Annotated in this window: 26 protein-coding genes, 1 tRNA gene and 1 pseudogene; 17 read left to right on the top strand and 11 right to left on the bottom strand. The window is 62.3% G+C overall.

All coding sequences use genetic code 11. The annotated features are described in order from the left end of the window. The first annotated feature begins 37 nt into the window (after positions 1-37). From ACFXS9_RS30620 to ACFXS9_RS30610, 3 genes are all read left to right on the top strand, one after another. On the top strand, positions 38-862 hold the full coding sequence (locus ACFXS9_RS30620) for an alpha/beta fold hydrolase (protein WP_392695380.1): 825 nt from the start codon (positions 38-40) through the stop codon (positions 860-862). 215 nt (positions 863-1,077) lie between these two features. Beyond that, positions 1,078-2,367 (top strand): UDP-N-acetylglucosamine 1-carboxyvinyltransferase, encoded by a 1,290-nt coding sequence (gene murA / locus ACFXS9_RS30615; RefSeq protein WP_392695378.1) that lies wholly within the window; start codon positions 1,078-1,080, stop codon positions 2,365-2,367. 18 nt (positions 2,368-2,385) lie between these two features. Then, the gene (locus tag ACFXS9_RS30610) at positions 2,386-2,838 is read left to right on the top strand and encodes a DUF2948 family protein (RefSeq protein ID WP_392695375.1); all 453 of its coding nucleotides are present in this window, start codon (positions 2,386-2,388) and stop codon (positions 2,836-2,838) included. A 304-nt stretch (positions 2,839-3,142) separates the two neighbouring features. Here ACFXS9_RS30610 and ACFXS9_RS30605 read toward each other — a convergent pair whose 3' ends face one another. Next, positions 3,143-4,183 carry an IS110 family transposase gene (locus ACFXS9_RS30605; protein WP_392690879.1) on the bottom strand — a complete coding sequence of 347 codons (1,041 nt, stop codon included), beginning with the start codon at positions 4,181-4,183 and terminating at the stop codon, positions 3,143-3,145. A 239-nt stretch (positions 4,184-4,422) separates the two neighbouring features. On the opposite strand from ACFXS9_RS30605, the gene hisD reads away from it, so the two are divergent. From hisD to ACFXS9_RS30575, 6 genes are all read left to right on the top strand, one after another. Next, the gene (hisD, locus tag ACFXS9_RS30600; RefSeq protein ID WP_392695372.1) at positions 4,423-5,718 is read left to right on the top strand and encodes a histidinol dehydrogenase; all 1,296 of its coding nucleotides are present in this window, start codon (positions 4,423-4,425) and stop codon (positions 5,716-5,718) included. Then, positions 5,715-6,218, top strand: a complete 504-nt coding sequence (locus ACFXS9_RS30595) for a UPF0262 family protein (RefSeq protein ID WP_392695369.1) — start codon at positions 5,715-5,717, stop codon at positions 6,216-6,218. Before hisD ends, ACFXS9_RS30595 begins: the two co-directional genes overlap by 4 nt. A gap of 83 nt (positions 6,219-6,301) precedes the next feature. Then, entirely contained in the window at positions 6,302-6,769 is a 468-nt protein-coding gene (locus ACFXS9_RS30590; RefSeq protein WP_392695367.1) for a low molecular weight phosphatase family protein, read from the top strand. Between the two features lie 243 nt (positions 6,770-7,012). Beyond that, a complete protein-coding gene (locus ACFXS9_RS30585) occupies positions 7,013-7,636 on the top strand; it encodes a Maf-like protein (protein WP_057845441.1) in 624 nt (207 codons plus the stop codon). After that, on the top strand, positions 7,626-7,844 hold the full coding sequence (yacG, locus tag ACFXS9_RS30580; protein WP_392695364.1) for a DNA gyrase inhibitor YacG: 219 nt from the start codon (positions 7,626-7,628) through the stop codon (positions 7,842-7,844). The genes ACFXS9_RS30585 and yacG overlap by 11 nt, the downstream gene beginning before the upstream one ends. Positions 7,845-7,984: 140 nt before the next feature. Further along, a tRNA-Phe gene (locus ACFXS9_RS30575) sits at positions 7,985-8,060 on the top strand. Positions 8,061-8,079: 19 nt separating this feature from the next. On the opposite strand, the gene ACFXS9_RS30570 is transcribed toward ACFXS9_RS30575, so the two are convergent. Further along, positions 8,080-8,430: a SnoaL-like domain-containing protein gene (locus tag ACFXS9_RS30570; RefSeq protein WP_392695361.1), complete on the bottom strand. Its 351-nt coding sequence runs from the start codon at positions 8,428-8,430 to the stop codon at positions 8,080-8,082. 166 nt (positions 8,431-8,596) lie between these two features. On the opposite strand from ACFXS9_RS30570, the gene ACFXS9_RS30565 reads away from it, so the two are divergent. Beyond that, positions 8,597-8,881 (top strand): hypothetical protein, encoded by a 285-nt coding sequence (locus ACFXS9_RS30565; protein WP_392695358.1) that lies wholly within the window; start codon positions 8,597-8,599, stop codon positions 8,879-8,881. Positions 8,882-9,086: 205 nt separating this feature from the next. Here ACFXS9_RS30565 and ACFXS9_RS30560 read toward each other — a convergent pair whose 3' ends face one another. The 3 genes from ACFXS9_RS30560 to ACFXS9_RS30550 form a co-directional block, all read right to left on the bottom strand. Further along, positions 9,087-9,944: an IS3 family transposase gene (locus ACFXS9_RS30560; RefSeq protein ID WP_392695356.1), complete on the bottom strand. Its 858-nt coding sequence runs from the start codon at positions 9,942-9,944 to the stop codon at positions 9,087-9,089. Further along, complete coding sequence (locus ACFXS9_RS30555; protein ID WP_392695353.1) at positions 9,941-10,342, bottom strand: transposase; 402 nt, start codon at positions 10,340-10,342, stop codon at positions 9,941-9,943. The genes ACFXS9_RS30560 and ACFXS9_RS30555 overlap by 4 nt, the downstream gene beginning before the upstream one ends. Positions 10,343-10,494: 152 nt before the next feature. Next, on the bottom strand, positions 10,495-11,145 hold the full coding sequence (locus ACFXS9_RS30550) for a glutathione S-transferase family protein (protein WP_392695350.1): 651 nt from the start codon (positions 11,143-11,145) through the stop codon (positions 10,495-10,497). Positions 11,146-11,610: 465 nt separating this feature from the next. Here ACFXS9_RS30550 and ACFXS9_RS30545 point away from each other — a divergent pair, with 465 nt between their 5' ends. After that, positions 11,611-13,101, top strand: a complete 1,491-nt coding sequence (locus tag ACFXS9_RS30545; protein WP_392695348.1) for a calcium-binding protein — start codon at positions 11,611-11,613, stop codon at positions 13,099-13,101. 133 nt (positions 13,102-13,234) lie between these two features. Here the strand turns inward: ACFXS9_RS30545 and ACFXS9_RS30540 are convergent, their stop codons facing one another. Then, positions 13,235-14,212 carry a tripartite tricarboxylate transporter substrate binding protein gene (locus tag ACFXS9_RS30540; protein WP_392695345.1) on the bottom strand — a complete coding sequence of 326 codons (978 nt, stop codon included), beginning with the start codon at positions 14,210-14,212 and terminating at the stop codon, positions 13,235-13,237. 445 nt (positions 14,213-14,657) lie between these two features. Here ACFXS9_RS30540 and ACFXS9_RS30535 point away from each other — a divergent pair, with 445 nt between their 5' ends. Both ACFXS9_RS30535 and ACFXS9_RS30530 read left to right on the top strand, forming a co-directional pair. Further along, positions 14,658-14,843 carry a hypothetical protein gene (locus ACFXS9_RS30535; protein ID WP_392695343.1) on the top strand — a complete coding sequence of 62 codons (186 nt, stop codon included), beginning with the start codon at positions 14,658-14,660 and terminating at the stop codon, positions 14,841-14,843. Beyond that, positions 14,840-15,049, top strand: a complete 210-nt coding sequence (locus tag ACFXS9_RS30530) for a hypothetical protein (protein WP_334383854.1) — start codon at positions 14,840-14,842, stop codon at positions 15,047-15,049. The genes ACFXS9_RS30535 and ACFXS9_RS30530 overlap by 4 nt, the downstream gene beginning before the upstream one ends. A 96-nt stretch (positions 15,050-15,145) precedes the next feature. Here the strand turns inward: ACFXS9_RS30530 and ACFXS9_RS30525 are convergent, their stop codons facing one another. The 4 genes and pseudogenes from ACFXS9_RS30525 to ACFXS9_RS30510 all read right to left on the bottom strand — a co-directional run bounded on the left by ACFXS9_RS30525 (position 15,146) and on the right by ACFXS9_RS30510 (position 17,433). Beyond that, on the bottom strand, positions 15,146-16,093 hold the full coding sequence (locus ACFXS9_RS30525; RefSeq protein WP_392695340.1) for an AEC family transporter: 948 nt from the start codon (positions 16,091-16,093) through the stop codon (positions 15,146-15,148). Positions 16,094-16,400: 307 nt separating this feature from the next. Then, positions 16,401-16,694, bottom strand: coding sequence for a HigA family addiction module antitoxin (locus ACFXS9_RS30520; protein WP_392695338.1), 294 nt, complete (start codon positions 16,692-16,694; stop codon positions 16,401-16,403). Between the two features lie 10 nt (positions 16,695-16,704). Continuing rightward, a pseudogene (locus tag ACFXS9_RS30515) lies at positions 16,705-16,832 on the bottom strand (type II toxin-antitoxin system RelE/ParE family toxin); the annotation flags it as partial. Between the two features lie 7 nt (positions 16,833-16,839). Next, a complete protein-coding gene (locus ACFXS9_RS30510; protein WP_392695335.1) occupies positions 16,840-17,433 on the bottom strand; it encodes a TetR/AcrR family transcriptional regulator in 594 nt (197 codons plus the stop codon). Between the two features lie 225 nt (positions 17,434-17,658). Between ACFXS9_RS30510 and ACFXS9_RS30505 the strand changes: the two genes are divergently transcribed. Both ACFXS9_RS30505 and ACFXS9_RS30500 read left to right on the top strand, forming a co-directional pair. Continuing rightward, positions 17,659-18,036, top strand: coding sequence for a tautomerase family protein (locus tag ACFXS9_RS30505; protein WP_392695333.1), 378 nt, complete (start codon positions 17,659-17,661; stop codon positions 18,034-18,036). A 234-nt stretch (positions 18,037-18,270) separates the two neighbouring features. Further along, positions 18,271-18,561 (top strand): hypothetical protein, encoded by a 291-nt coding sequence (locus tag ACFXS9_RS30500; RefSeq protein WP_392695330.1) that lies wholly within the window; start codon positions 18,271-18,273, stop codon positions 18,559-18,561. A gap of 900 nt (positions 18,562-19,461) precedes the next feature. Here ACFXS9_RS30500 and ACFXS9_RS30495 read toward each other — a convergent pair. Beyond that, positions 19,462-19,956: a ferritin-like domain-containing protein gene (locus ACFXS9_RS30495; protein ID WP_392695328.1), complete on the bottom strand. Its 495-nt coding sequence runs from the start codon at positions 19,954-19,956 to the stop codon at positions 19,462-19,464. A gap of 121 nt (positions 19,957-20,077) precedes the next feature. Between ACFXS9_RS30495 and ACFXS9_RS30490 the strand changes: the two genes are divergently transcribed. Both ACFXS9_RS30490 and ACFXS9_RS30485 read left to right on the top strand, forming a co-directional pair. Then, entirely contained in the window at positions 20,078-20,266 is a 189-nt protein-coding gene (locus tag ACFXS9_RS30490; protein WP_028348083.1) for a hypothetical protein, read from the top strand. Between the two features lie 316 nt (positions 20,267-20,582). After that, positions 20,583-20,873: a hypothetical protein gene (locus tag ACFXS9_RS30485; protein WP_028348084.1), complete on the top strand. Its 291-nt coding sequence runs from the start codon at positions 20,583-20,585 to the stop codon at positions 20,871-20,873. The last annotated feature ends 17 nt before the right edge of the window (positions 20,874-20,890 follow it).

The following is a 20,890-nucleotide window of genomic DNA, read 5'->3' as shown; positions in this document are numbered from 1 at the left end:
TGCTCGGGGATGACGGAATAACAAGAGGAGAATTCCCATGCCCACCATCACCACCAAAGACGGCGTCGAGATCTTCTACAAGGATTGGGGCAAGGGTCAGCCCATCGTGTTCAGCCACGGCTGGCCGCTGTCGGCGGACGACTGGGATGCGCAGATGCTGTTCTTCCTCAACCACGGCTTTCGGGTCATCGCCCATGACCGCCGCGGCCACGGCCGCTCCAGCCAGGTGGCCGACGGCCACGACATGGACCACTATGCCGACGACCTCGCGGCGCTGACGGCGCATCTCGATCTCAAAGGCGCCGTTCATGTCGGCCATTCCACCGGCGGCGGCGAGGTGGTGCATTACATCGCTCGCCACGGCGAGAGCCGGGTGGCGAAGGCGGCGATCCTCAGCGCCGTGCCGCCGCTGATGGTGCAGACGCCGGCCAACCCGGGCGGACTGCCCAAGGAAGTGTTTGACGGGTTTCAGGCGCAGCTCGCGGCGAGCCGCACAAACTTCTATCGCGACATCGCGGCCGGTCCGTTCTACGGTTACAACCGGCCGGGCGCCCAGCCGTCGGAAGCCGTGATCGAGAATTGGTGGCGCCAGGGCATGATGGGTGGTGCGAAAGCGCATTACGACGGCATCGTCGCCTTCTCGCAGACCGACTTCACCGAGGACCTCAAGAAGATCAATGTGCCGGTCTTGGTGATGCACGGCGACGACGACCAGATCGTTCCTTACGAAGACTCCGCGCCGCTGTCGGCGAAGCTTTTGAAGAACGGCACGCTGAAGACCTACAAGGGATTTCCGCACGGCATGCCGACCACGGAGGCCGCGACGATCAACGCCGATTTGCTGGCGTTTATCAGGTCGTGAAGTGAGCTCGATCTGACGTTGTCTTTCGTCATTCCGGGGCAGCCCGCAGGGCTGAACCCGGAACCTTGAGGTCTCAGGGGCGCAAGGGCGCCCCGTAGTTCGCTCACTTCGTGAGCACCCCGGAACGACGGCGCACCCCATCAAATCGCCGCAAACATCGCTGCTTCTGCTGCGGACGCACCCGCTCATAAATTGTGCACAGCAGAGGGCATGGCATGGACCGCATTCGTATTGTCGGCGGCAGCAAGCTCAACGGCACCATCGCGATTTCGGGCGCGAAGAACGCTGCCCTGCCGCTGATGATCGCGGCGCTGCTCACGGAGGAAACGCTCATCCTCGACAACGTGCCGCGGCTTGCCGACGTCGCGCAGTTGCAGCGCATCCTCGGCAACCATGGCGTCGACATCACCTCAGTGGGCAAGCGGCCGGGCGACGGCCAATATCAGGGCCAGACCCTGCACATTTCTGCCGCCAACATCATCGACACGACGGCGCCTTACGAGCTGGTGTCGCGGATGCGCGCCAGCTTCTGGGTGATCGCGCCGCTGTTGGCGCGCATGCGTGAAGCGAAAGTCTCGCTGCCGGGCGGCTGCGCCATCGGCACCCGGCCGGTCGATCTCCTGATCATGGCGCTGGAGAAGCTCGGCGCTGAACTGACCATCGACGGCGGCTATGTGGTGGCGAAAGCGCCCGGCGGCCTGCGCGGGGCTGCGATCGATTTTCCCAAGGTGACGGTGAGCGGCACCCATGTCGCGCTGATGGCGGCAACGCTCGCCAAGGGCACGACCGTCATCAGCAATGCCGCGTGCGAGCCTGAAATCACTGATGTCGCCGACTGCCTGAACAAGATGGGAGCGCGCATCACCGGCGCGGGCACGCCTCGCATCACAGTCGAGGGCGTCGAGAAGCTGCACGGCGCCCGCCACACCGTGCTGCCTGACCGGATCGAGGCCGGCACCTATGCGATGGCGGTCGCCATGACCGGCGGCGACGTGCAGCTTTCTGGCGCCCGCCCCGAACTCTTGCAGTCTGCGCTCGACGTGCTGGCGCAGGCCGGCGCCAAGATCACCGTCAACAATGACGGCATTCGGGTTGCCAGAAACGGCGGCCCGATAAAGCCGGTGACGGTGTCGACCGCGCCGTTTCCCGGTTTTCCGACCGACCTGCAGGCGCAATTGATGGCGCTGATGGCCTGCGCCGGCGGTTCCTCGCAGATCACCGAGACCATCTTCGAGAACCGCTTCATGCATGTGCAGGAACTGGCGCGGTTCGGTGCGCGGATATCGCTGGATGGCGAGACCGCGACCATCGACGGCATCGAAAAGCTGCGCGGCGCGCCTGTCATGGCGACCGATTTGCGCGCGTCGGTTTCGCTGGTTATCGCAGGCCTTGCCGCCGAGGGCGAAACCATGGTCAACCGCATCTATCACCTCGACCGTGGATTCGAGCGGCTGGAGGAAAAACTTTCGGCCTGCGGCGCGTTGATCCAGCGCATCAGCGATTAGGGGGCTATCGAGGATCCTATGCCGGCGGACCCGCTCAAACTGATTGCGCTCGACGCCGACGATCTCGCGGTCATATCGGCCCATGTGCAGGACGCCCGCGTTTTGGCCTCCGATATCGTCTGGCGGCAGGGCGAAAAGCGGCTGGTGGTCGGCATGAACCGGCTCGACTGGGAGCAGACGCTGTCAGGCGGAACCGAACCGCGCCGCTTGATCGCGGCGCTGCGCTTCGACCGGGTGCTGGCCTGCAAGTCGCGCAACATCGATTTGCAGCGGCGTGAAGCGATGCTGGAACTGGTCGGGATCGAATTCCACCCGGGCGAGGCTCCCGGCGGCAGCGCGCTTCTCCTGTTCAGCCACGGCGAGGCGCTGCGGCTGGACCTCGAGTGCCTGGAATGCGAGCTGACCGACCTCGGCACCGACGATCTCGGCGCCAGCGACCTGGCGATAGCGCCGCTGGGGCCGGAGGGGTAGGGGTATCCCCTCTATCGTCGTCCCTGCGCACGCAGGGACCCATATGTGGACGGCCCCCGTGGCACAAGAGCTTTTTGAGTGAGATCGGATCGCTTGCATCCATATGTCCGGCCTGTGAATGCGGTGTGTTGACCGCTGGCCAAGATGGGTTGCGCGATGCGAGTTCCAAACAACCTAGCGGCCTGTTGGCGGCCAATGGGTCCCACGGATTGTCTCGCATCGTTGCTCGATCGCTCCATCTGCTCTTGCAGCTTCCGGGTCGGTCGGCGGACGAGCCGCCGGTCGGCCAACCTGTTTGACCTGTTTAAGCGGCAACTGCCGCCGTGGCATTGATCCGCGTCGCGTCGTACGCCTCCCCCGTGACCATCAGCTTCCAGGCGATGCGGGCCACCTTGTTGGCGAGCGCTACGGCCGCAAGCTTCGGCGGCTTGCGCTGGATCAATGCCAGCAGCCAGCGCGAGTGATGGCCGCGGCCACGCCTGGCCTGCTGGATCACCGCGGTCGCCCCGATCACCAGCAGGCGACGAAGGTCCTCATCGCCGGCCCGGGTGATCTTGCCGAGCCTGGTCTTGCCGGCGGTGGAATGGTCCTTGGGCGTGAGGCCGAGCCAGGCCGCAAAGTGACGACCGGAGCGGAACGCGCGCGGATCTGGTGTCTTCATCACCAGCGCCGTCGCCACGATCGGGCCGACCGAAGGGATCTTTGCCAGCCGGCGGCCCATGGCATCGCCACGGTGCCAGGCCATCAGCTTGGCCTCGATCGCCTCCAGCTCGCCCTCGAGCCTGGTGCATTCGCGGCCCAGCACCGTAAACAGCTCGCGCGCCATCGCGGGAAGCGTCTCGTCCTGGGCAATCTGCGCCAACAACGGCTCGATCTTGTCCAACCCCTTGGGCGCAATCAGGCCATACTCCGCCGCATGGCCGCGGATCGTGTTGGTCAACTGGGTGCGCCGGGCGATCAATCCATCGCGGATTCCTGTCAGCATCAATGCAGCCTGCTGCTCGGCGCTCTTTACCGGCACAAACCGCATGCTCGGCCGGCTCATCGCCTCACACAGGCCTTCCGCATCCCGCCAGTCATTCTTGTTCCGCGTCACATAGGGCTTCACCAATTGCGGAGCCATCAGCTTCACCTCATGGCCAAGCTTGCGAAGCTCCCGCGCCCAATATTGCGAAGCCCCGCAGGCCTCCATCCCGATCACGGTCGGCGGCAATTTGGCAAAGAACTCCAGCACCTGCTTGCGCGAAAGTTTCTTGCGCAACACCACCTGCTCCGCCGCATCAACTCCATGCAGCACAAAAATATACTTCGACGTATCCATTCCAATGCGGCTAATCTGCTTCACGGACGGCTCCCTTGTCTGAGATTTGCAACAACCTCATTCTGGCACACTGATGCCGTAGGGGGCCGTCCACACCATCAACCACAAATGCGAGGTGTCAAGCGGATTGCCGCCCCAGCGTGACCCAAGCGGGACATCGGTGGTTATGGGTCCCTGCTTTCGCAGGGACGACGTGGAGGGTTGACGGCCCTTGGCCGCCGCGCCATTGAGCAGGGGCCTCCGACGTCTCTCAGAAAGCCGCCATGCCCGTCCGCCTGGATACCAGCAGCGCCGATTTCGATCCGAAATTCAAGCAATTCCTCGTCGCCAAGCGCGAGGTGTCGGCCGATGTCGAGCGCGCCACACGGGCGATTGTGGATGACGTGGCCGCGCGTGGCGACGCCGCCCTGATCGAGGCGACCAGGAAGTTCGACCGGCTTGAGCTCGACGCGGCCGGCCTGCGCGTGACCGCGGCCGAGATCGACGCGGCCGTGAAGGCCTGCGATGCCACAACCATCGACGCGCTGAAATTCGCCCGCGACCGGATCGAGGCGTTCCACCAGAGGCAGTTGCCGAAGGACGAGCGCTTCATCGATGCGCTTGGCGTCGAGCTCGGCTGGCGCTGGAGCGCGGTCGATGCGGTCGGTCTTTACGTGCCCGGCGGCACGGCGGCCTATCCGTCCTCGGTCTTGATGAACGCGGTGCCGGCCAAGGTCGCCGGCGTGCCGCGCGTCGTCATGGTGGTGCCGTCGCCGGACGGCAAGCTCAATCCGCTGGTGCTTGCGGCCGCCCATCTCGGCGGCGTCTCCGAAATCTATCGCGTCGGCGGCGCGCAGGCGGTGGCGGCGCTGGCCTATGGCACGGCGACGATTGCGCCGGTGGCCAAGATCGTCGGCCCAGGCAATGCCTATGTCGCCGCCGCCAAGCGGCAGGTGTTCGGCAAGGTCGGCATAGACATGATCGCGGGTCCTTCGGAAGTGCTCGTCATCGCCGACGCGACCGGAAATGCCGGCTGGATCGCCGCCGATCTGCTGGCGCAGGCCGAGCATGACGCCAGCGCGCAGTCGATCCTGATCACCGACAGCGCAGACCTGGCCACCGAGGTCGAGCGCGCGGTGGAGTCGCAACTCGCGACGCTGCCCCGCGCCGAGATCGCGCGGGCCTCGTGGAACGATTTCGGCGCCATCATCACGGTGAAAGAGCTCGACGACGCGGTCGAGCTGGCGAATGCGATCGCGGCCGAGCATCTCGAAATCATGACCGCGGATGCGGAAGCGCTCTCGGCAAAGGTCCGCAACGCCGGCGCGATCTTCCTCGGCGCCCACACACCGGAAGCGATCGGCGATTATGTCGGCGGCTCCAACCACGTGCTGCCGACCGCGCGCTCGGCGCGGTTTTCGTCCGGGCTCGGCGTGCTAGACTTCATGAAGCGCACTTCGATTCTCAAATGCGGGCCGGACCAGTTGCGCGCGCTGGGGCCCGCCGCGATGACCTTGGGCAAGGCCGAGGGTTTGGATGCCCATTCACGCTCCGTCGGATTGCGCCTCAATTTGCCATGAACAAGCCGCCGCCAGACGATGACCAGCACAACCGCATCGTCGCGGTGACGCTCGATGAGGAATCGATCGGGCGTTCCGGCCCCGATATCGAGCATGAGCGGGCGATTGCGATCTACGACCTGATCGAGCAGAACCTGTTCGCGCCGGACGGCGCGGTGCAGGGGCCGTATACGCTGCACATCGCCATTACCGGCAACCGCCTGATGTTCGACATCCGCCGCGAGGACGGCACGCCCGTGGTCGCGCATTTGCTGTCGCTGACGCCGTTCCGGCGGATCGTGAAGGACTATTTCATGATCTGCGACAGCTACTATCAGGCGATCCGCACCGCCACGCCTGACAAGATCGAGGCGATCGACATGGGCCGCCGCGGCATCCATGACGAAGGCTCGCGCACGCTGCAGGAGCGGCTGAAAGGCAAGGTCCGCGTCGATTTCGAAACCGCGCGCCGCCTGTTCACGCTGATCTGCGTGCTGCACTGGAAGGGGCAGGACGCATGACGCCGAAAAGTGCGAAGCGGTTTTCGGATAAGGTCATGCGCAAAAAGGAAAGCATGACGCCGAATGGCCGGATTTCCTGACGCATGGAGGCGCCGCCCCGCGCGCGCAATCCGCAGGCCGTGCTGTTCGCATGCGGGCTGAACAGCGTGCGCTCGCCGATGGCGGCGAGCCTGTTGCAGCAGATGTTTCCGCAAGGACTCTATGTGAAATCCGCCGGCGTCAAGAAGGGCGAGCTCGATCCGTTCGCGGTCGCCGTGATGGCCGAGCTCGGCCAGGATATTTCCGGCCACAAGCCGACGACGTTCGAGGAGCTCGAGGATTGGGAAGGGCTCAATTTCGATCTCATCATCACGCTGTCGCCGGAAGCCCACCACAAGGCGCTGGAGCTCACGCGCACGCATGCCGCCGATGTCGAATACTGGCCGACGCCGGATCCGACCGACGCGGAAGGCAACCGCGAGCAAAAGCTCGCCGCCTATCGCGACGTCTGCGACGGGCTCATGATGCGCATCCGCCGCCGCTTCGCCAAGGCGGGCGCCGCGAGCGGGTAATGCTCTCACCGTCGTTCCTGCGAAAGCAGGAACCCATACGCCGCGGCCGCGCGATTTGAGGCAGCCAGTCGCTGCCTGTCATTCCTACGACAACGGCCTGTGGTTATGGGCCCCTGCGTTCGCAGGGGCGACGGAGATAGTGGAGTTTCAACAATGACTTGTTCCCCGGTTGTGGAATGGAGTGCCTTCCGATAGGTTCCGCGCGCGATCCATCCGAATCCTTATCTCCCCGACACATCCAGCATGCTTGGCCGTCCCAAACTCGTTCTTGCTTCCGGTTCGCCGCGGCGGCTCAGCCTGCTTAACCAGGCCGGCATCGAGCCCGACGCGCTGCGCCCGGCCGATGTCGACGAGACCCCGAAGCGGGGCGAGCTGCCGCGCGCCTGCGCCAACCGGCTGGCGCGGGCCAAGGCCGACGCAGCGCTGAAATCCGTCCACCTTGACGACGAGCTGCGCGGCGCTTTCATCCTTGCCGCCGATACCGTGGTCGCGGTCGGGCGCCGCATTCTGCCGAAGGCCAATCTGGTGGATGAGGCCGCGCAGTGCCTGCGGCTGCTCTCGGGGCGCAATCACCGCGTCTACACCGCGATCTGCCTGGTAACGCCGAAGGAGGCGTTCCGCCAACGCCTGATCGAAACCCGCGTGCGCTTCAAGCGTTTGAGCGAGGATGACATCCAGGCCTATATCGGCTCCGGCGAATGGCGCGGCAAAGCCGGCGGCTATGCCGTGCAGGGCATCGCCGGCTCCTTCGTGGTCAAGATGGTCGGCTCCTACAGCAACGTCGTTGGGCTGCCGCTTTACGAATCGGTCACGCTGCTCGGCGGGGAGGGCTTCCCGATCCGGTTCGGCTGGCTCAATGCCAGTTGACGGCCCCAAGGGCGGCCCGAAGGATGGCCCCAAGGATGCCGGCGCGCCCAAGCCGCCGCCGAAACCCTGCCCGGTCTGCGGCAAGCCGGCCGATCCGGCCACGCTGCCATTCTGTTCCAAACGCTGCCGCGACGTCGACCTGAACCGCTGGCTCTCCGGCCGCTACGTCATCCCCGGCCGCCCCACCGACCCCGAAGACGCCGAATAATGGTGATTCGCCAAATGTTTGGGGATGAGCCCGAAGCGGGGCGCGCCGCGCCGAAGCCGCAGGCGAAGGCGGGTGGACATGACCGCCTGACCTCTCTATAAACCGCCCGCTCGCACGGCCTCTCTGGGCTCCGCGAGTATGCCCAGGTAGCTCAGTTGGTAGAGCATGCGACTGAAAATCGCAGTGTCGGTGGTTCGATCCCGCCCCTGGGCACCATGACGTCCTCTCGAAGCGATCAATAAAAGAACCGCTCCTCGACGATCTTGCCGTCCTTGACGGTGTAGAGGCCGATTTCGTCCATCTGCGTGCGCTGGCCGGTCGCCTTGGGCGTCACGTCGATCTTGAAGCGCAGGGCGAAGCGATCGCCGTTCACATAAGGCCCCTCGGCTTCGAAGCTATGCACATCATGATTGGCGGTCCACCATTCGCCCTTGCCGTGCACCGCCGCGCGGCCGCGGACCTCGTGCATGGGCCCCTCCTGGGCCTCGTAGCTCACGACGTCGTCCGACCAGAAGCGCTCAGCCTCGTCGAACTTGCCGGCTTTGAGTGCGGCGGTGAACTGCTTGGCAACCTCGGTGGTGCTCATAACGATTCCTCCCACTCTTGCTCTCGCTACATATCTTCTCTTCAGATCTTGTCGATGATGTGAACTGCCAGGCGTAGTCTGAAGCCGGGCCGACGTGTATCAGGGCACCAAACGGAGAAATCCCTTGTCCGAGCCTGATCGATCGACTCCACGACACCCGGAGCCCATGCGCGCCACCGCCCGTCTGCCCGGCCTCGAGATCGAGATTGTCCACCGCCGCTCGGCAGAGGGCGATCGCGAGCAGATTTCCATCAACATGCTGGCGGTGCCCTCGTTCGATGCCTTCGAGCAATATCTGCGCGCGATGAACCCGTTCGCGCTGTGGGCCGAGGCCGCGCGAGCTGTCTGGGCGCCGTGGTTTGAGGCCACGCGCAAGGCAACGTTGCCATACGTGGATTCGCCGAAGCTGACCAAGAGCGATCCGCAGCCGGATTCGGAAAAGGCGGAATAGCGCCCCCACACAGCGACACTAGACTTGGCATTCAATCGTTGTGTCCACGCCACCCTTGAACACCACATCGCCCATAAGCCCTGTCAAGGCTCAGAGCGAGAATTCATGTCTAATTACGGTGACAGGGAATTACGGTGACAGCACTGGACTGCACCCCTGGAATGAGACACGATAATTTCTGTGACAGTGCGGTTGCCATGATGCGTTATCGTGCTTTGTTTTGCGCGAACGCGGTTTCGAACTCAAGCGGTGATTGGTAGCCGAGCGCCGAGTGCAGCCGATCTTTGTTGTAGACCTCTGCGATGAAGCCATTGATGCGACGGCGGGCGTCTCTGATGTCAGCGAAGGCCCTGCTGTTGATCTCCTCCATCTTCAGCGTCTTCATGAAGCTTTCGGCCTTGGCGTTGTCGAAGGGATTGCCCGGTCGGCTCATGCTGATGGTGATGTCGTATTCAGCGAGCCTCTGGCGATAGGCGATGGAGGCGTATTGCACGCCGCGATCGGAGTGATGGATCAGGCTGCCGGATTGCGGCTTTCGGGCTTCGAGGGCTGTGTCCAGCGCGGCGATGGCGAGCGAGGCATCGAGCGTGTTCTCCAAAGCCCAGCCGACGGCTTTGCGCGAGAAGGCGTCGAGAATGACGGCAAGATAGACGAAGGCTCTGGCGAGATGCACATAGGTGATGTCGGCGACCCAGATCTGATCCGGCGCCGACGGCACGAGGCCGCGCACCAGATTGGGCACGATGAGAAAGGCCGAAGGCCTCTCAGCAGGTGGCTTCAGGAACGGCGCCTTGCGCTGGGCCAGGAGATTGTCCTCGCGCATAAGCCGCTGTATTTTCTTGCCATTCACCACCATGCCCTGCCGCCTGAGCGTCGCTGTCACCCGCCGATAGCCATAGAAGCGGTGCTTGAGGCAGATTCGCTGGATCATATCGCGCAACTCGCACTCACCGGCTTCATCGTCGCGTCCGGCAAGGTGCCGGTAATAGGTCGCGCGCGGCAGGCCTGCGAGCCTGCACAGGTGCTGCACATCGGCGTGCGACCCGGCGGCCTCGAGCGTCATGGCTTCGATGACTTCGATGATGCGGATGCGGGTTTGCCTTGCGTTGCCGGCCGCTCCATTGCGCGCAAGGCTTTTCGAAAAAAATCGATATCCATCTGCTGGCGGCCCACCAGCCGTTCAAGCTCGGCGATGCGCGCGTTCGCCCGGGCGAGTGCAGAGCGCTTGTTTGCCTCCGGCTGCAACGGCTTGAGCTTGCGGGGACCAGGCTTCGGCCCGGGCTTGCGGTTCAGCCCCTCAGGCCCATGGGCCTTCCACGCCTTGATCCAGTCATGCAGGAGCTTGCGCGATATCCCAAGCTCGCGGGCCACAGGCAGAACGGCTTCGCCTTGCTCGACACGCTTGATCGTCTTCAATTTGTACGCCGTCGGATACTGACGGTTCTTTGCACTTGCTGCCACAGGTCATCCTCAAAATGAGCCTGTCACAGAAATTATCGTGTCTCATTCCAGGGGTGCAGTCCAGTGCACTTAAACTGATTCCTGTCGCTTTGTGCCGCAACGGCACATTCGCACCGATGGACTCAAACCCAAGTGACGCAGAGCGGCCTTGATCAGCCGGTCGACGCGGCAGTGAAAACCGCCAATTGAGCGTCGAAAGCACGCTTGAAGGCCGGCCGCGCTTCGCCGCGGGCGACGTAGGCGGAGAGGTTCGGATATTCGTCCAATAGGCCCGATCCGTTCAACCTGCGCAGCACCGTTACCATCAGCAGGTCACCGGCGCTGAACGCGCCATCGAGCCAGTCGGCATCGCCAAGCCGACGGGAAAGTTCGTCCAGCCGGCCACGGACGCGATCCTCGAGGATAGGCAGGCGCTGCTCGTACCAGGTCTTGTCGCGCTCCACGAGCGTGGCCATTTCGCGATCAACAATCGGCGGCTCGACCGTGTTGAGCGCGGCAAACATCCATGTGATCGCGCGCGCCCGGGCATTCGCATCGTTCGGCAGCAGGCTACTATTGCGCTCCGCGATATGGAACACGATCGCTCCCGACTCGAACAGGGCGAGATTGCCTTCTTCATAGGTCGGAATCTGCCCGAATGGATGAAGCGCACGATGCGCGGGCTCCTTCATCTCGTCGAACGAAACAAGACGAACGTCGTACGGTTGGCCTACTTCTTCGAGCGCCCAACGAACAGGCATGTCACGTGCCTGTCCCTTGCCGCGGTCGGGCGACCGTTCAAAAGCTGTGATGGTGGGGGTCATTGGAGGACTCCGGTGATTGCATGACGCTGTCGAAAGTGATGTGCGTGATTGCGACGATCTTTCCCACCGTTAGGTATCCAGTTTTTTGCGCTTTGCATCCTGAGGACGAACGACCGGCGCGGCTCCCGACAACTTGCCTCGCTTTCTTTGTCCATGGGATTTCGCGGCCGCCACCGGCGAACGACCTGAAACCCTTCCGCCAGCGAAGGTGTGAAGCAGATACAGCAAGTCCGGATGAGCCAACGGGTCGCGCGAATGCGCGCCCAGCGACGAGCGCAAGGGCGCTCGCGGAGTGATGACAGGCTCCGCGATGTCCGGGGGCTTTCATTGATACCCCATCCCCGCATGTCGCTTCGCTCATGAGGGCTGCATGCTGATGGTTCCAAGGTTGTGCGCGATCGAGATGTGCATGCTGGGTGGCACCAGAACATAAGCTCAGCGTCGGCAACCGGACATTGCATCACAATGCCTCGATCGCGCAAAAGGGTCACAATAACGCCCGGTCGATGGCCTACAGCGGCGGACCCAGCTTGGCGCGATCCAGCGATCCCTTGTTCTCGGCCGAAATACCGCGAGAAGGACAACGCGCCGATTCCGCGATGGCGGAGCGACGCGGCGCCTAATCCATGCCGGCGCGAGCCGGGTGCAACATCTGCCACATGTGCAGGCCGGCGTCGCTGGCCGCCCGACCTGCTGAGCAAAAGAGCAGGAGGCTCTCATGTCCACAGCGTTCCGCGTGGTTCTCGAAGGCTCTCAGGAAGTCCCCCGAACAACTCGACTGCAAGCGGTCTCGGCACCGTCATCTTTGACAGCACGGAAATTGCCGCGAGCTATACGTTTCAGATCGAGGGCGTCGATTATGGCCCGATTACGGGCGGTCCCGCCCAGACGCCGTCGACCGACGACGACGTCATCTCCACGCATTTCCACAATGAAGTGCGAGGAGCAAACGGGCCCGTTGTCTTCGGGCAGATCAACCCGGCGCAGGACGAAGATGATCTCAACATCGCCCTGAATGTGGATGGCTCCTGGACGGTAAGCGGTCGATGGGAGACGACGGACCCCGCCAGCGTTTCAATCACCAACTTCGCGGACGAATTGGGCTCAGCTCCGGTGGGATCGGAGATCCCGATCTATTTCAACGTCCACACGAATCAATTTCAGGGCGGCGAGATCCGGGGTCAGTTGATCGCAATCGCAGATGACAACGACAACGTTGTCGTCGGAACGCCGGGCGACGATTTTCTTCCCGGGCTCGGCGGCAATGACATCATCCGTGGCCTTGCCGGCAAGGACAGACTTGAAGGCGGCGATGGCGACGACATTATCAGGGGCGGCCAGGGAAACGACAATATCAATACAGGCGCTGGCAATGACCTGGTTTTCGGCGGTCGCGGCAACGACACCGTTGTCGGAATGGCCGGAATGGATACAGTCTTCGGCGGTGCCGGCGATGACATGATCCTCTGGAACGACCCTACGGGCGATGTCGTGTTTGGAGACGCCGGAAATGACACGCTGCGAGGCGGCGACGTTGCCGCCGACACGATCTTTGGTGGTAACGGTGACGACCTCATCCGGGCGGTCGCCAACCAACAGTTGGCGGATCACGCGCCCGACCGCCTCTTCGGAGACCGCGGGAATGACACCATCTTCGGCGGCAATGCTGGTGATACGATCGAAGGCGGTGCCGGTGACGACAACCTCGCAGGTCTCGGTGGAGCTGATCAGTTTATCTTTCGCGAGTCTGAAGGAGGCGATGATACCATTACCGACTTCGACGTGACGCAGGACGTCGTCGTGTTGGAAGGCTTTGGAGCCGACTTCGACCCGTTGGACAATCTGAGCGCGGGCGCTTCGGGTACTACCCTTGATCTCGGCGGGGGCGATCAGGTGCTGTTCTTGGGTCTTCTTCCGGCCGAGTTGAACGCCGGGAATTTCCTCGTGACCGCTTGAGGTCGCGGAGGCGGGCCGGATCTACGGCCCGCCTCCGGCTCCCTCTTGGCGATTGCCCGTCGTCTCGCACAATTCCCGATTTGGACGTCGAGCTCAACGAGGGCCAAGAGGGTGTGCCCAGCGTGACACCCTCTCACTTCTGCTCTTGCGCGCGCATCTCTTCCGCAAACGGCCGCAGCACTTGGTTCATGTCGTCAAGACGCTTCTGCCATTCTGTGCCGGGCATGAACGCGAGAACGGGGGCGTCGCCGGGCGAGCTCTTGATGTATTCGGGATCGCGCAAGCCGTCCGCAATCGCAGCTTCAAGCTTTCTGGCGACGTCGTCTGGAACGGCCTTCGGTACGGCGAAGCCGCGTTCTGCGGTCATCGTGACCGGGATGCCTGCTTCCTCTGCCGTCGGAACGTCGGGGAGGGACGGAGAACGCTGCTTCGACAGAATTGCAATTGCGCGGAGCTGTCCCTTGTTGGAGCCGTGCAGCTCGGGAATCTCGCTGAGGCTGACCATTCCAACCTGCAGATGGCTACCCAAGAGATCAGTCCTTTGCGCGGCCGTTCCGCGATAGGAGATTTCGTTGGGCTCGACTTTGGCGGCGTTTGCCAGCATGCGGATCGCCAGATGTCCGTTCGTGCCCGCACCATTATGGCCGAATGTTACCGAACCCGGCTTGCTGCGCAGCGCAGCCAGAACGTCCGCAACGCTTGCAAGCTTGCTTTCTGAGGGCACTACGATCACGCTGGGATCGTCGACCACGCGCGCGACCAGACGGATTTCATCCATGCTGTACTGTGTCTTTCGCGTCATCGGAATGAAGTTATAGCCTGGCACATTGACCACGCCCATCGCGTAAGCGTCCGGCGCGGCGCGGGCAATCGTGGCAAACGCGATCTCTCCGCCGGCACCAGGCTTGTTCAGCACAACAAACTTGGCCTTGCCGCCCAATCTCTGCTCGACGAACGGCAGCAGCTTGCGCGCCATGACGTCGGTTCCGCCACCGGGAGCAAAACCGATGACAACTTCGATCGGCTTGTCGTCCGGCCATCCCGCCCAAGCTGGTCCGCAAGCTACGACCCCAAATGCTGCTGCAACCAGCGCGACGACCTTACCATGCATGACATTCCACCCTTTTCTTGTTGTTAGATTGCCCCGCCGCCTTACGCAGCGCGACCGACGATTTACGCGTATTGCTTGTATCTGTTCGGCTTGGCGACGAACAGCGAACAGCAAGCATAGCCGCATGAGCGAGGCGGTCATCCGGCTTTTGGTTGGTGCCGATCCCTTATGGAGCCTGTCATCACTGCGCTCGTCGCGGGCATGCGTTCGCGCAGACCCGTAAGCTCATGCGGGCCTACTTGCTGCATGCGGGAAAATCGCATTCACAGCCAACCCTGCGGAAGCAAATATTGTGGTGTTTGGATGCCGGCGCCCGGTCACAAGCTTTTTATTCCTCGTTACCACCTGCACCGCTTCCAAGTTGGAGTTGGGATCTTAGATCTGAATTAAATGATTTCCATCATCTCATGGTGGAACCATTCTCTAATCGAGGTTTGGAGTGAATATGGGTGAAGTTATTCGATTTGTCCCGAAGGCTGAGCGCGAGCGAGCGCGCTTAATTCGAGAAGCCCGCGCGATATACGACAGCATCTTCCCGCCGGCTGAACCGGTCAGCGAGCGGCAGGGCAAGGCACCGATCGGTCATTCGGTCGCCAGCGTCAATCGTGGCGATAGGGGTCTCCTGTCGTGATCAAGATCATCGCCGTGCTATGCAGTCTCTCCTCTCCGACGAACTGCCACGAGCAGACCGTCACCACTTCGGACTTCGTCGCCTTGTCGGTGCGGTCCTGCCTGATGGGCGCGCCGCAACTCGCCGAGTGGATGAAGCAGCATCCGGCCGAGCGCCTGGCGGCATGGCGCTGCGTGATTGGCAAACAGGATGGCAGAGGAGCTTAGGGGGAAATGACAAATTCCGGTGACCGTGCACCAAACGTTCCCTTTTTGATTAAGTGCACTATCCGGACATACACGTGCGCTTAGCGCCTCGGCGTCTTAGCCCGCCTGTGCCGGGAGTCCTGGAAGGGCGTAGAGCCAGCCCAGCAGCGTCGCGACCGACAGCAGCGTCGTGATCGAGACCGTGGCTGCGACCAGCGGTTCCTCCACCTTGTACTCGCCTGCCAGGATATACACCGTCTTGGCGGTCGGCACGGCGGCACAGACGACAGCGGCGATCGTGTAGAGCGGATTGAGGCCTGACGCCACACACAGGCCGTAGACGATCAACGGCATGATCATGAGCTTTACGGCCGCGAGCACGATGGACGCTCTGAGGTTCGAGCGTATTCCTTCAACCGAGAGGCCAAGCCCTATGGCGAAGAGAGCGCACGGCGTGAGCGCGGCCGCGAAGATGTTCAGATAGGCGGCGAGCGGGGCCGGAATCGGGAAGCCTGTGATCGCCCACGCCAGACCGATCAGGGTTGATAGCACCATCGGATTGAGCACGATCTGCTTCGCAAGGACGACGGAGCGTGCCGCTTTCCCGGGCACGCCGCGTCCCTGGCTTTCCAAGAGGATGACAGTCACGGGGAACATCACCCCCGCCACGAACACGGTTGCGATGGCGGCGGGCAGAACGGCAGGCTGCCCGTAGATGGAGTGCAGGATCGGCAGCGCCACGAATCCGGTATTGGTCATCGCCGCTGTCATTCCATGGATCGTACTACTGCCGACGTCGCGCCCCCACCCCACGCGAACTGCCAGAAAGACCAGCGCGAAACACAGGATGGAGCCACCGCCAAATGCCAGCAGAAAGCGCCATTCCAGAAGATTACGTACCGACTCCTGCGCGATGGTGACGAACAGCAGCGCCGGCATCGCGACGTTATAGGCGAAATGCACGAGCCCGTCGGCCAGCGACCGCGATATGTAGCCAAGCCAACCCGCCAGCCAGCCTGTGACGATAATCGCAAACACAGGAAGGACCAGATCGGCGACTTCCATCTTGGTCTCCCCTTGCAGCGCCGCTCTGATCAGGCGCGTCGTGCGCACAGCCTAGCATATTGCGCTGAGCGTGGTTGCTGGTGGCGCACGCTGACTGACCATCGCCAATTCGGTATCTATGACGACGGTTCAGCATCTTGCACCAACTTTCTGCGTGATTCAGTGGGGCTCGTGTCGGCTGTCGGCGCATAGCCGCCATATCTAGCGAGCCATGCACCGCCGCTCCGATGGGACACTCGCCGGAAAAACATAAGGGAAAGTCTCCCACCTTGCAGTCCAGTGCTGGAAACAAAGCGCACCCTCGCGCTCACGCCGTCTTGTAAGACGCGATCTTCTTGATCTGCGAGGCGAGCGCGTCTTCGGCCGTCTCGAGATCGAAACGCGCCTGAATGTTCATCCAGAACGCAGCACCGGTATCGAAGAACTTGCCGAGCCGCAGAACAGTGTCGGCCGTCACGGGCTTTTCCTCGCGCGCGATGCGTTCGATCCGGGTACGCGGCACGTGCAGCGCCGCGACGGCGTAGGGTGTCAGTTTGAGCGGAACGAAAAATTCTTCCCGCAAGATTTCGCCGGGATGAATCGGCGGAAGTTTCTTTGCCATGTGCAAGCTCCTAATGATAGCCGACTATCTCCACGTCTACAGGACCCACATCGGTCCATCTGAATACGAGCCGCCATTGATCGTTGATGTGCTAGCCCGCCAGTCGCCCTTAAGTGCTTCAAGCCGGTTGCCGGGAGGCTCTGATTCAATCCTTGCCAAGTACGAGATCGACTGTGTGCCTGGCAATCTTCCGCAACTGGACCTCGTCGCCGAATGCGCGTTCGAGCACGGCCAATCCGCGCGTCACGGTGACGATGTGCAATGCAGCGGTCCCGGGGTCGCCGTTGAACTCGCCCCGCTTGAGGCCCTCTGACAAGACTTCCTGAACCAGGCCGGTGATGCGCGCCACCAGACCCGCGAAGGTTTTGCGCGCGTTCTCATCCAGCCCTTCGCCTTCGACCGACGCGAGCTCCATCAATCCCCGCGTGGTTGGGCATCCGCGGGGCGGCGAGCCAGAACGGAAGTTCTTTATGGTCAGATCGAAAAATGCCGTGAGGCGCTTTCGCAAAGTCCCGGAGCCCAGCGCCTTTTGGACAGAGCCGAGATATTCGCTCGCATAGCGCTCGTAGGCGCAGAGAAACAGCGCTTCCTTGCTGCCGAAGGCATTGTAGAGACTGCCGCGCTGGACGCCGGCGTCACGCGCAATGTCCGACAGCGACGTGCCGCGCACCCCCTTGCGCCAGAATTGATCGAACGCGATGCGCAGGACGTCGTCGTGGTCGAACTCTCGCGGCCTCATGTTTCTCTTCTCCACTCCACAGGTCCTATCGCGGCCTCCCGGGCTCTGAGGAGCTTGCGTAAGCAAGCGTTTCGAAGGACGAGGCCGAGAGCGCGTGCGCACCTCCTCACCATGAGGGTCTGGGTACGCAAAAAGTATTTGACATGGTGTTAATAACGGATACGGTTTTTAGGCATCGTGTCAAAAACTACCGGGATAGCTCGCTTCGTCAAGGAGGATCCGAGGATGCCGCTCATTCACATCTCTCTGCGTGCCGGAAAGCCGGAAGCCTACCGGCAGGCGATCTTCGACAGCCTTTACCGCGCGATGCGCGAAACGCTCGACGTGCCTGAAGACGACCAGTTCATGACCATCACCGAACACGACGCGGCGAACTTCCGCTACGGCGATGCCTATGGCGTCGCGCGGAGCGACGATGTCGTGTTCATCCAGATCACCGTGTTCAACACCCGCACTCCGGAACAGAAGAAAGCGCTGTTCCGGCGGACGGCGGGGTTGCTCGCCGAAAGCCCCGGCATCCGGCCGGAGAACGTGTTCGTGAACGTTCTTGAGGCCGCGAAAGAGAATTGGTCGGTCGGACACGGCCTCGCGCAATTCGCGTGATCCGAAACTCAGTTCCATGTCTCGCGTTGCCCTGCGGGCATTCGGAGGAAATGCAAAATGGCGAAGAAAGCGAAGAAGTCGCTGCGTGGACGCAATCAGGATCATGCGCGCGTGGCCGGTGGGTCGGCAGCAGCCGCAAGCGGGTGGTGAAGGCGCTGAGGGGAAGAAAAGGTCAGTTCCTTAGGAACGGACACGCTCCAGTCTGTTTGGTTCACCGGAAGATGGAGTTGGTGCATGCAGCGATCTTCGCAAAGAGCCAAGATCGGCTCGGGGCAAATAGTCCTGCTCATTGTACTTGGTGCTCTGCTTCTCCTTACGGGCGTGTGGGCCGCTTACGTCTGGAACGCAAGCAGCGACGTTCCGATGAGCACGCACGGCTGGATCGCCCTTGGCCTTGGTACGTTCTTCTCGCTTCTGATCGGATGCGGCCTGATGGCGCTGATGTTCTTCAGCAGCCGAAGCGGTCATGACGAGGCCGCCAGTCCCCATTACAGGGAGCGTCGCGAGGGCGAAGATCGGACGTGAGTCTGATCGATCGAGACGTCCCGGCTTCTGCCGCACGCGTAGCTGGGATGAGCGAAGCAATATCCGTGTTTTGGTCAGTGCCCTCCCGCATATCGCTCCGCTCATGCGGGCAACTTGTTCGAACCCTATCCTGCGAACGATATCCCGGCTCTGCTGGCGGGTGGATTGTCTGGGCGCGCAAGCGCAGATTTGCGCTCGCGGTGCGACCAATTGGCACGACGGGCAAATCACTTCTGATTTTCAGAAATTGTGTCAAGCCCCGCAACTAAAAATATTCCGCTTAACTTGCAACCCAAATCACCGGCATAACTCTCCGCGTCTCACCCACCCAAGGGGCGTTGGCCACGTCACGAACGCGCGGTGAGATGCGGTGGACGTGAATGGCGCTAGCTGACGTCGGCGCCTGTAGCGGACGGCGAAGTCGTGTGGTTCGGACGCCGCGGTGCTGGCGTTAAGTCCTTAAGAAGCGAAAGCTTCTCGGGGGCGACGGAGGCAAAAGAGCCGTTCTCCGGGAAGAGCACGAAGTAAGCCGTAACCCATCGCGCAGGGAAAGCCGGAATGCCTCCGCTGCCCTGTATGCTCGTGTGCATTTCCTTATGCGCAAACAGCACACGAGACCGCGGGTGCAGCGTGCATCCGGCTTTCCCTGCGCCCTTGTTTCGATGGAGGGCGGAAGTTCAAGCAAGGCTCGGGCGCTTCACGCCGCGAGAACGCCGACGCACACCCTCTCGCTGTTTGACAGTTGAATCCGAACCCAGGAGCAGCGGGCCCAAATCCCGAACACGCTGAAGATCGCCGCGATGACGCTGTCAGTGCGTGTCGCCGTCCTGAGTGGCAGCGTCACAGACGCTGCACCTCATGCTCGTGCGGATGAAGCGTTTGGAAGCGCCAGCGCGCTAGTCACGCCGCCAGCGCATCCGGATTGACCTCACCCTTGGCGATATCGGTGAGCAGCGCATCGATCTCTTTCTCTTCCATCAGGCTCTCGTGCAGCGTCGCCTGGTCGTTGCGCAATTCCAACTGACCGGCAAGGGCCGCGGCCGAGCCGTAGGCGGCGATTTCATAATGCTCGAGCTTCTGGGCGGATGCGATCAGGCCGGCATCGCGAAGGTCGTCGCCCTCCAGCATCGCGAGCATCTTCCGGGTCTCACGGACGAGCGCCTCCATGGCCTGGTCGACATGCGCCGTCGGGTCAGCACCATGCTGGCGAAGGATGGCCATGAGGCGGTCCTTCTGCGTGATCGTCTCCGCGTGATGGTCCACCAGCGCGTCCTTGAGTGCCGGGTGGGATGCCGCCGCTGCCATCCGCAGCAGTGCTTCCGCAAGTTGGTCCTCGACACTCACCAGTTCCTGCAGTTCGGCAATGTACATGTCCTTGAAATTCTTGATCTCCATGGCGAAATCCTTCTCTCAGGATGCGTGTGAGGCGATGTCATTCCAACGAGGCCGCGAGGCATCTGGTTCCGGTCCAAGACCTGATCGAAGAGACCTGATCGAAGACCCAGGAGGTGCTGCGATGACGGAATGGTACTTTGTCTGGGTCGAAGGGCTGCGAGGGCCTGCGCCGCAGAAGTGGTCATCGGATGGGCTTTGGGGGCAGGTCGGGCGTCAGGATGTCATCGTGCGTTTTGCGCTGAGCGACGAGGAAGCGCATCTGCCGCTCGACGAACTGGCAAGGCGGCATCCCATTCCCGACGGGAAGTAGTCGGTGGCAGTCACGCGGTGGATCGCCGGAACTTTCCGCCTGGTTCCGTGCGATTTCAAACATGCCTTTCTGCGGAACATTGCGAATTTAATTTCGTTGCCGGGTTGAAGCGGCGCCAAGAGGCACCACTGTCCCGACTTCAATTCGGCTTGCTTGCGGAATTGAAAGCGAAACTGCGAGCCGGCGCGCGGCGCCGGTGGGGACGAGCGATCAGGATTCGACACGCTTGACGTCAATTCCCTCCGCAGAAGAGCCGCGCGCGGCCAAGGCCGTCACGCGGTGCTCACCAACCAGAAGCCAAGTAAGGAGATCGTGCATGAAATTGAACTCGGCACAGGTGGAACGCGCTCTGACGCAATTCGAAGCCCAAGCGCTTCCCGACGATCATCCGGTGGTTCCGCAGCTAGCCAGCATGTTTGGGGATCATACATTCTTCCTCGACAGCGGCGGGCTCAACGTCCTGGAGCCGACCGAGGCTTCCGAGCGGGAAACCACAATCGGCATGATCGTAAACCTTGCTTATTGGAGCGATGAGACGCTGACGAAATTGTCGCCACACGAGCCCGAGCCGACAGGCGTGATCGTCAGTCTCGAATCCAGGCACTGACTCTTCGAGTCCGCGAC

It is taken from the genome of Bradyrhizobium sp. RDI18, assembly GCF_043203335.1.
Lineage (GTDB): Bacteria > Pseudomonadota > Alphaproteobacteria > Rhizobiales > Xanthobacteraceae > Bradyrhizobium > Bradyrhizobium retamae.
This window is presented reverse-complemented; position numbering and strand designations above follow the sequence as displayed.

What these genes read in the sequence shown, in the direction of transcription:
- ACFXS9_RS30620 (WP_392695380.1), top strand. Translation starts at nt 38, where the DNA reads ATGCCCACCATCACCACCAAAGACGGCGTCGAGATCTTCTACAAGGAT.
- murA (WP_392695378.1), top strand. Translation starts at nt 1,078, where the DNA reads ATGGACCGCATTCGTATTGTCGGCGGCAGCAAGCTCAACGGCACCATC.
- ACFXS9_RS30610 (WP_392695375.1), top strand. Translation starts at nt 2,386, where the DNA reads ATGCCGGCGGACCCGCTCAAACTGATTGCGCTCGACGCCGACGATCTC.
- hisD (WP_392695372.1), top strand. Translation starts at nt 4,423, where the DNA reads ATGCCCGTCCGCCTGGATACCAGCAGCGCCGATTTCGATCCGAAATTC.
- ACFXS9_RS30595 (WP_392695369.1), top strand. Translation starts at nt 5,715, where the DNA reads ATGAACAAGCCGCCGCCAGACGATGACCAGCACAACCGCATCGTCGCG.
- ACFXS9_RS30590 (WP_392695367.1), top strand. Translation starts at nt 6,302, where the DNA reads ATGGAGGCGCCGCCCCGCGCGCGCAATCCGCAGGCCGTGCTGTTCGCA.
- ACFXS9_RS30585 (WP_057845441.1), top strand. Translation starts at nt 7,013, where the DNA reads ATGCTTGGCCGTCCCAAACTCGTTCTTGCTTCCGGTTCGCCGCGGCGG.
- yacG (WP_392695364.1), top strand. Translation starts at nt 7,626, where the DNA reads ATGCCAGTTGACGGCCCCAAGGGCGGCCCGAAGGATGGCCCCAAGGAT.
- ACFXS9_RS30570 (WP_392695361.1), bottom strand. Translation starts at nt 8,430, where the DNA reads ATGAGCACCACCGAGGTTGCCAAGCAGTTCACCGCCGCACTCAAAGCC.
- ACFXS9_RS30565 (WP_392695358.1), top strand. Translation starts at nt 8,597, where the DNA reads ATGCGCGCCACCGCCCGTCTGCCCGGCCTCGAGATCGAGATTGTCCAC.
- ACFXS9_RS30560 (WP_392695356.1), bottom strand. Translation starts at nt 9,944, where the DNA reads ATGACGCTCGAGGCCGCCGGGTCGCACGCCGATGTGCAGCACCTGTGC.
- ACFXS9_RS30550 (WP_392695350.1), bottom strand. Translation starts at nt 11,145, where the DNA reads ATGACCCCCACCATCACAGCTTTTGAACGGTCGCCCGACCGCGGCAAG.
- ACFXS9_RS30545 (WP_392695348.1), top strand. Translation starts at nt 11,611, where the DNA reads ATGCCTCGATCGCGCAAAAGGGTCACAATAACGCCCGGTCGATGGCCT.
- ACFXS9_RS30540 (WP_392695345.1), bottom strand. Translation starts at nt 14,212, where the DNA reads ATGCATGGTAAGGTCGTCGCGCTGGTTGCAGCAGCATTTGGGGTCGTA.
- ACFXS9_RS30535 (WP_392695343.1), top strand. Translation starts at nt 14,658, where the DNA reads ATGGGTGAAGTTATTCGATTTGTCCCGAAGGCTGAGCGCGAGCGAGCG.
- ACFXS9_RS30525 (WP_392695340.1), bottom strand. Translation starts at nt 16,093, where the DNA reads ATGGAAGTCGCCGATCTGGTCCTTCCTGTGTTTGCGATTATCGTCACA.
- ACFXS9_RS30520 (WP_392695338.1), bottom strand. Translation starts at nt 16,694, where the DNA reads ATGGCAAAGAAACTTCCGCCGATTCATCCCGGCGAAATCTTGCGGGAA.
- ACFXS9_RS30510 (WP_392695335.1), bottom strand. Translation starts at nt 17,433, where the DNA reads ATGAGGCCGCGAGAGTTCGACCACGACGACGTCCTGCGCATCGCGTTC.
- ACFXS9_RS30505 (WP_392695333.1), top strand. Translation starts at nt 17,659, where the DNA reads ATGCCGCTCATTCACATCTCTCTGCGTGCCGGAAAGCCGGAAGCCTAC.
- ACFXS9_RS30500 (WP_392695330.1), top strand. Translation starts at nt 18,271, where the DNA reads ATGCAGCGATCTTCGCAAAGAGCCAAGATCGGCTCGGGGCAAATAGTC.
- ACFXS9_RS30495 (WP_392695328.1), bottom strand. Translation starts at nt 19,956, where the DNA reads ATGGAGATCAAGAATTTCAAGGACATGTACATTGCCGAACTGCAGGAA.
- ACFXS9_RS30490 (WP_028348083.1), top strand. Translation starts at nt 20,078, where the DNA reads ATGACGGAATGGTACTTTGTCTGGGTCGAAGGGCTGCGAGGGCCTGCG.
- ACFXS9_RS30485 (WP_028348084.1), top strand. Translation starts at nt 20,583, where the DNA reads ATGAAATTGAACTCGGCACAGGTGGAACGCGCTCTGACGCAATTCGAA.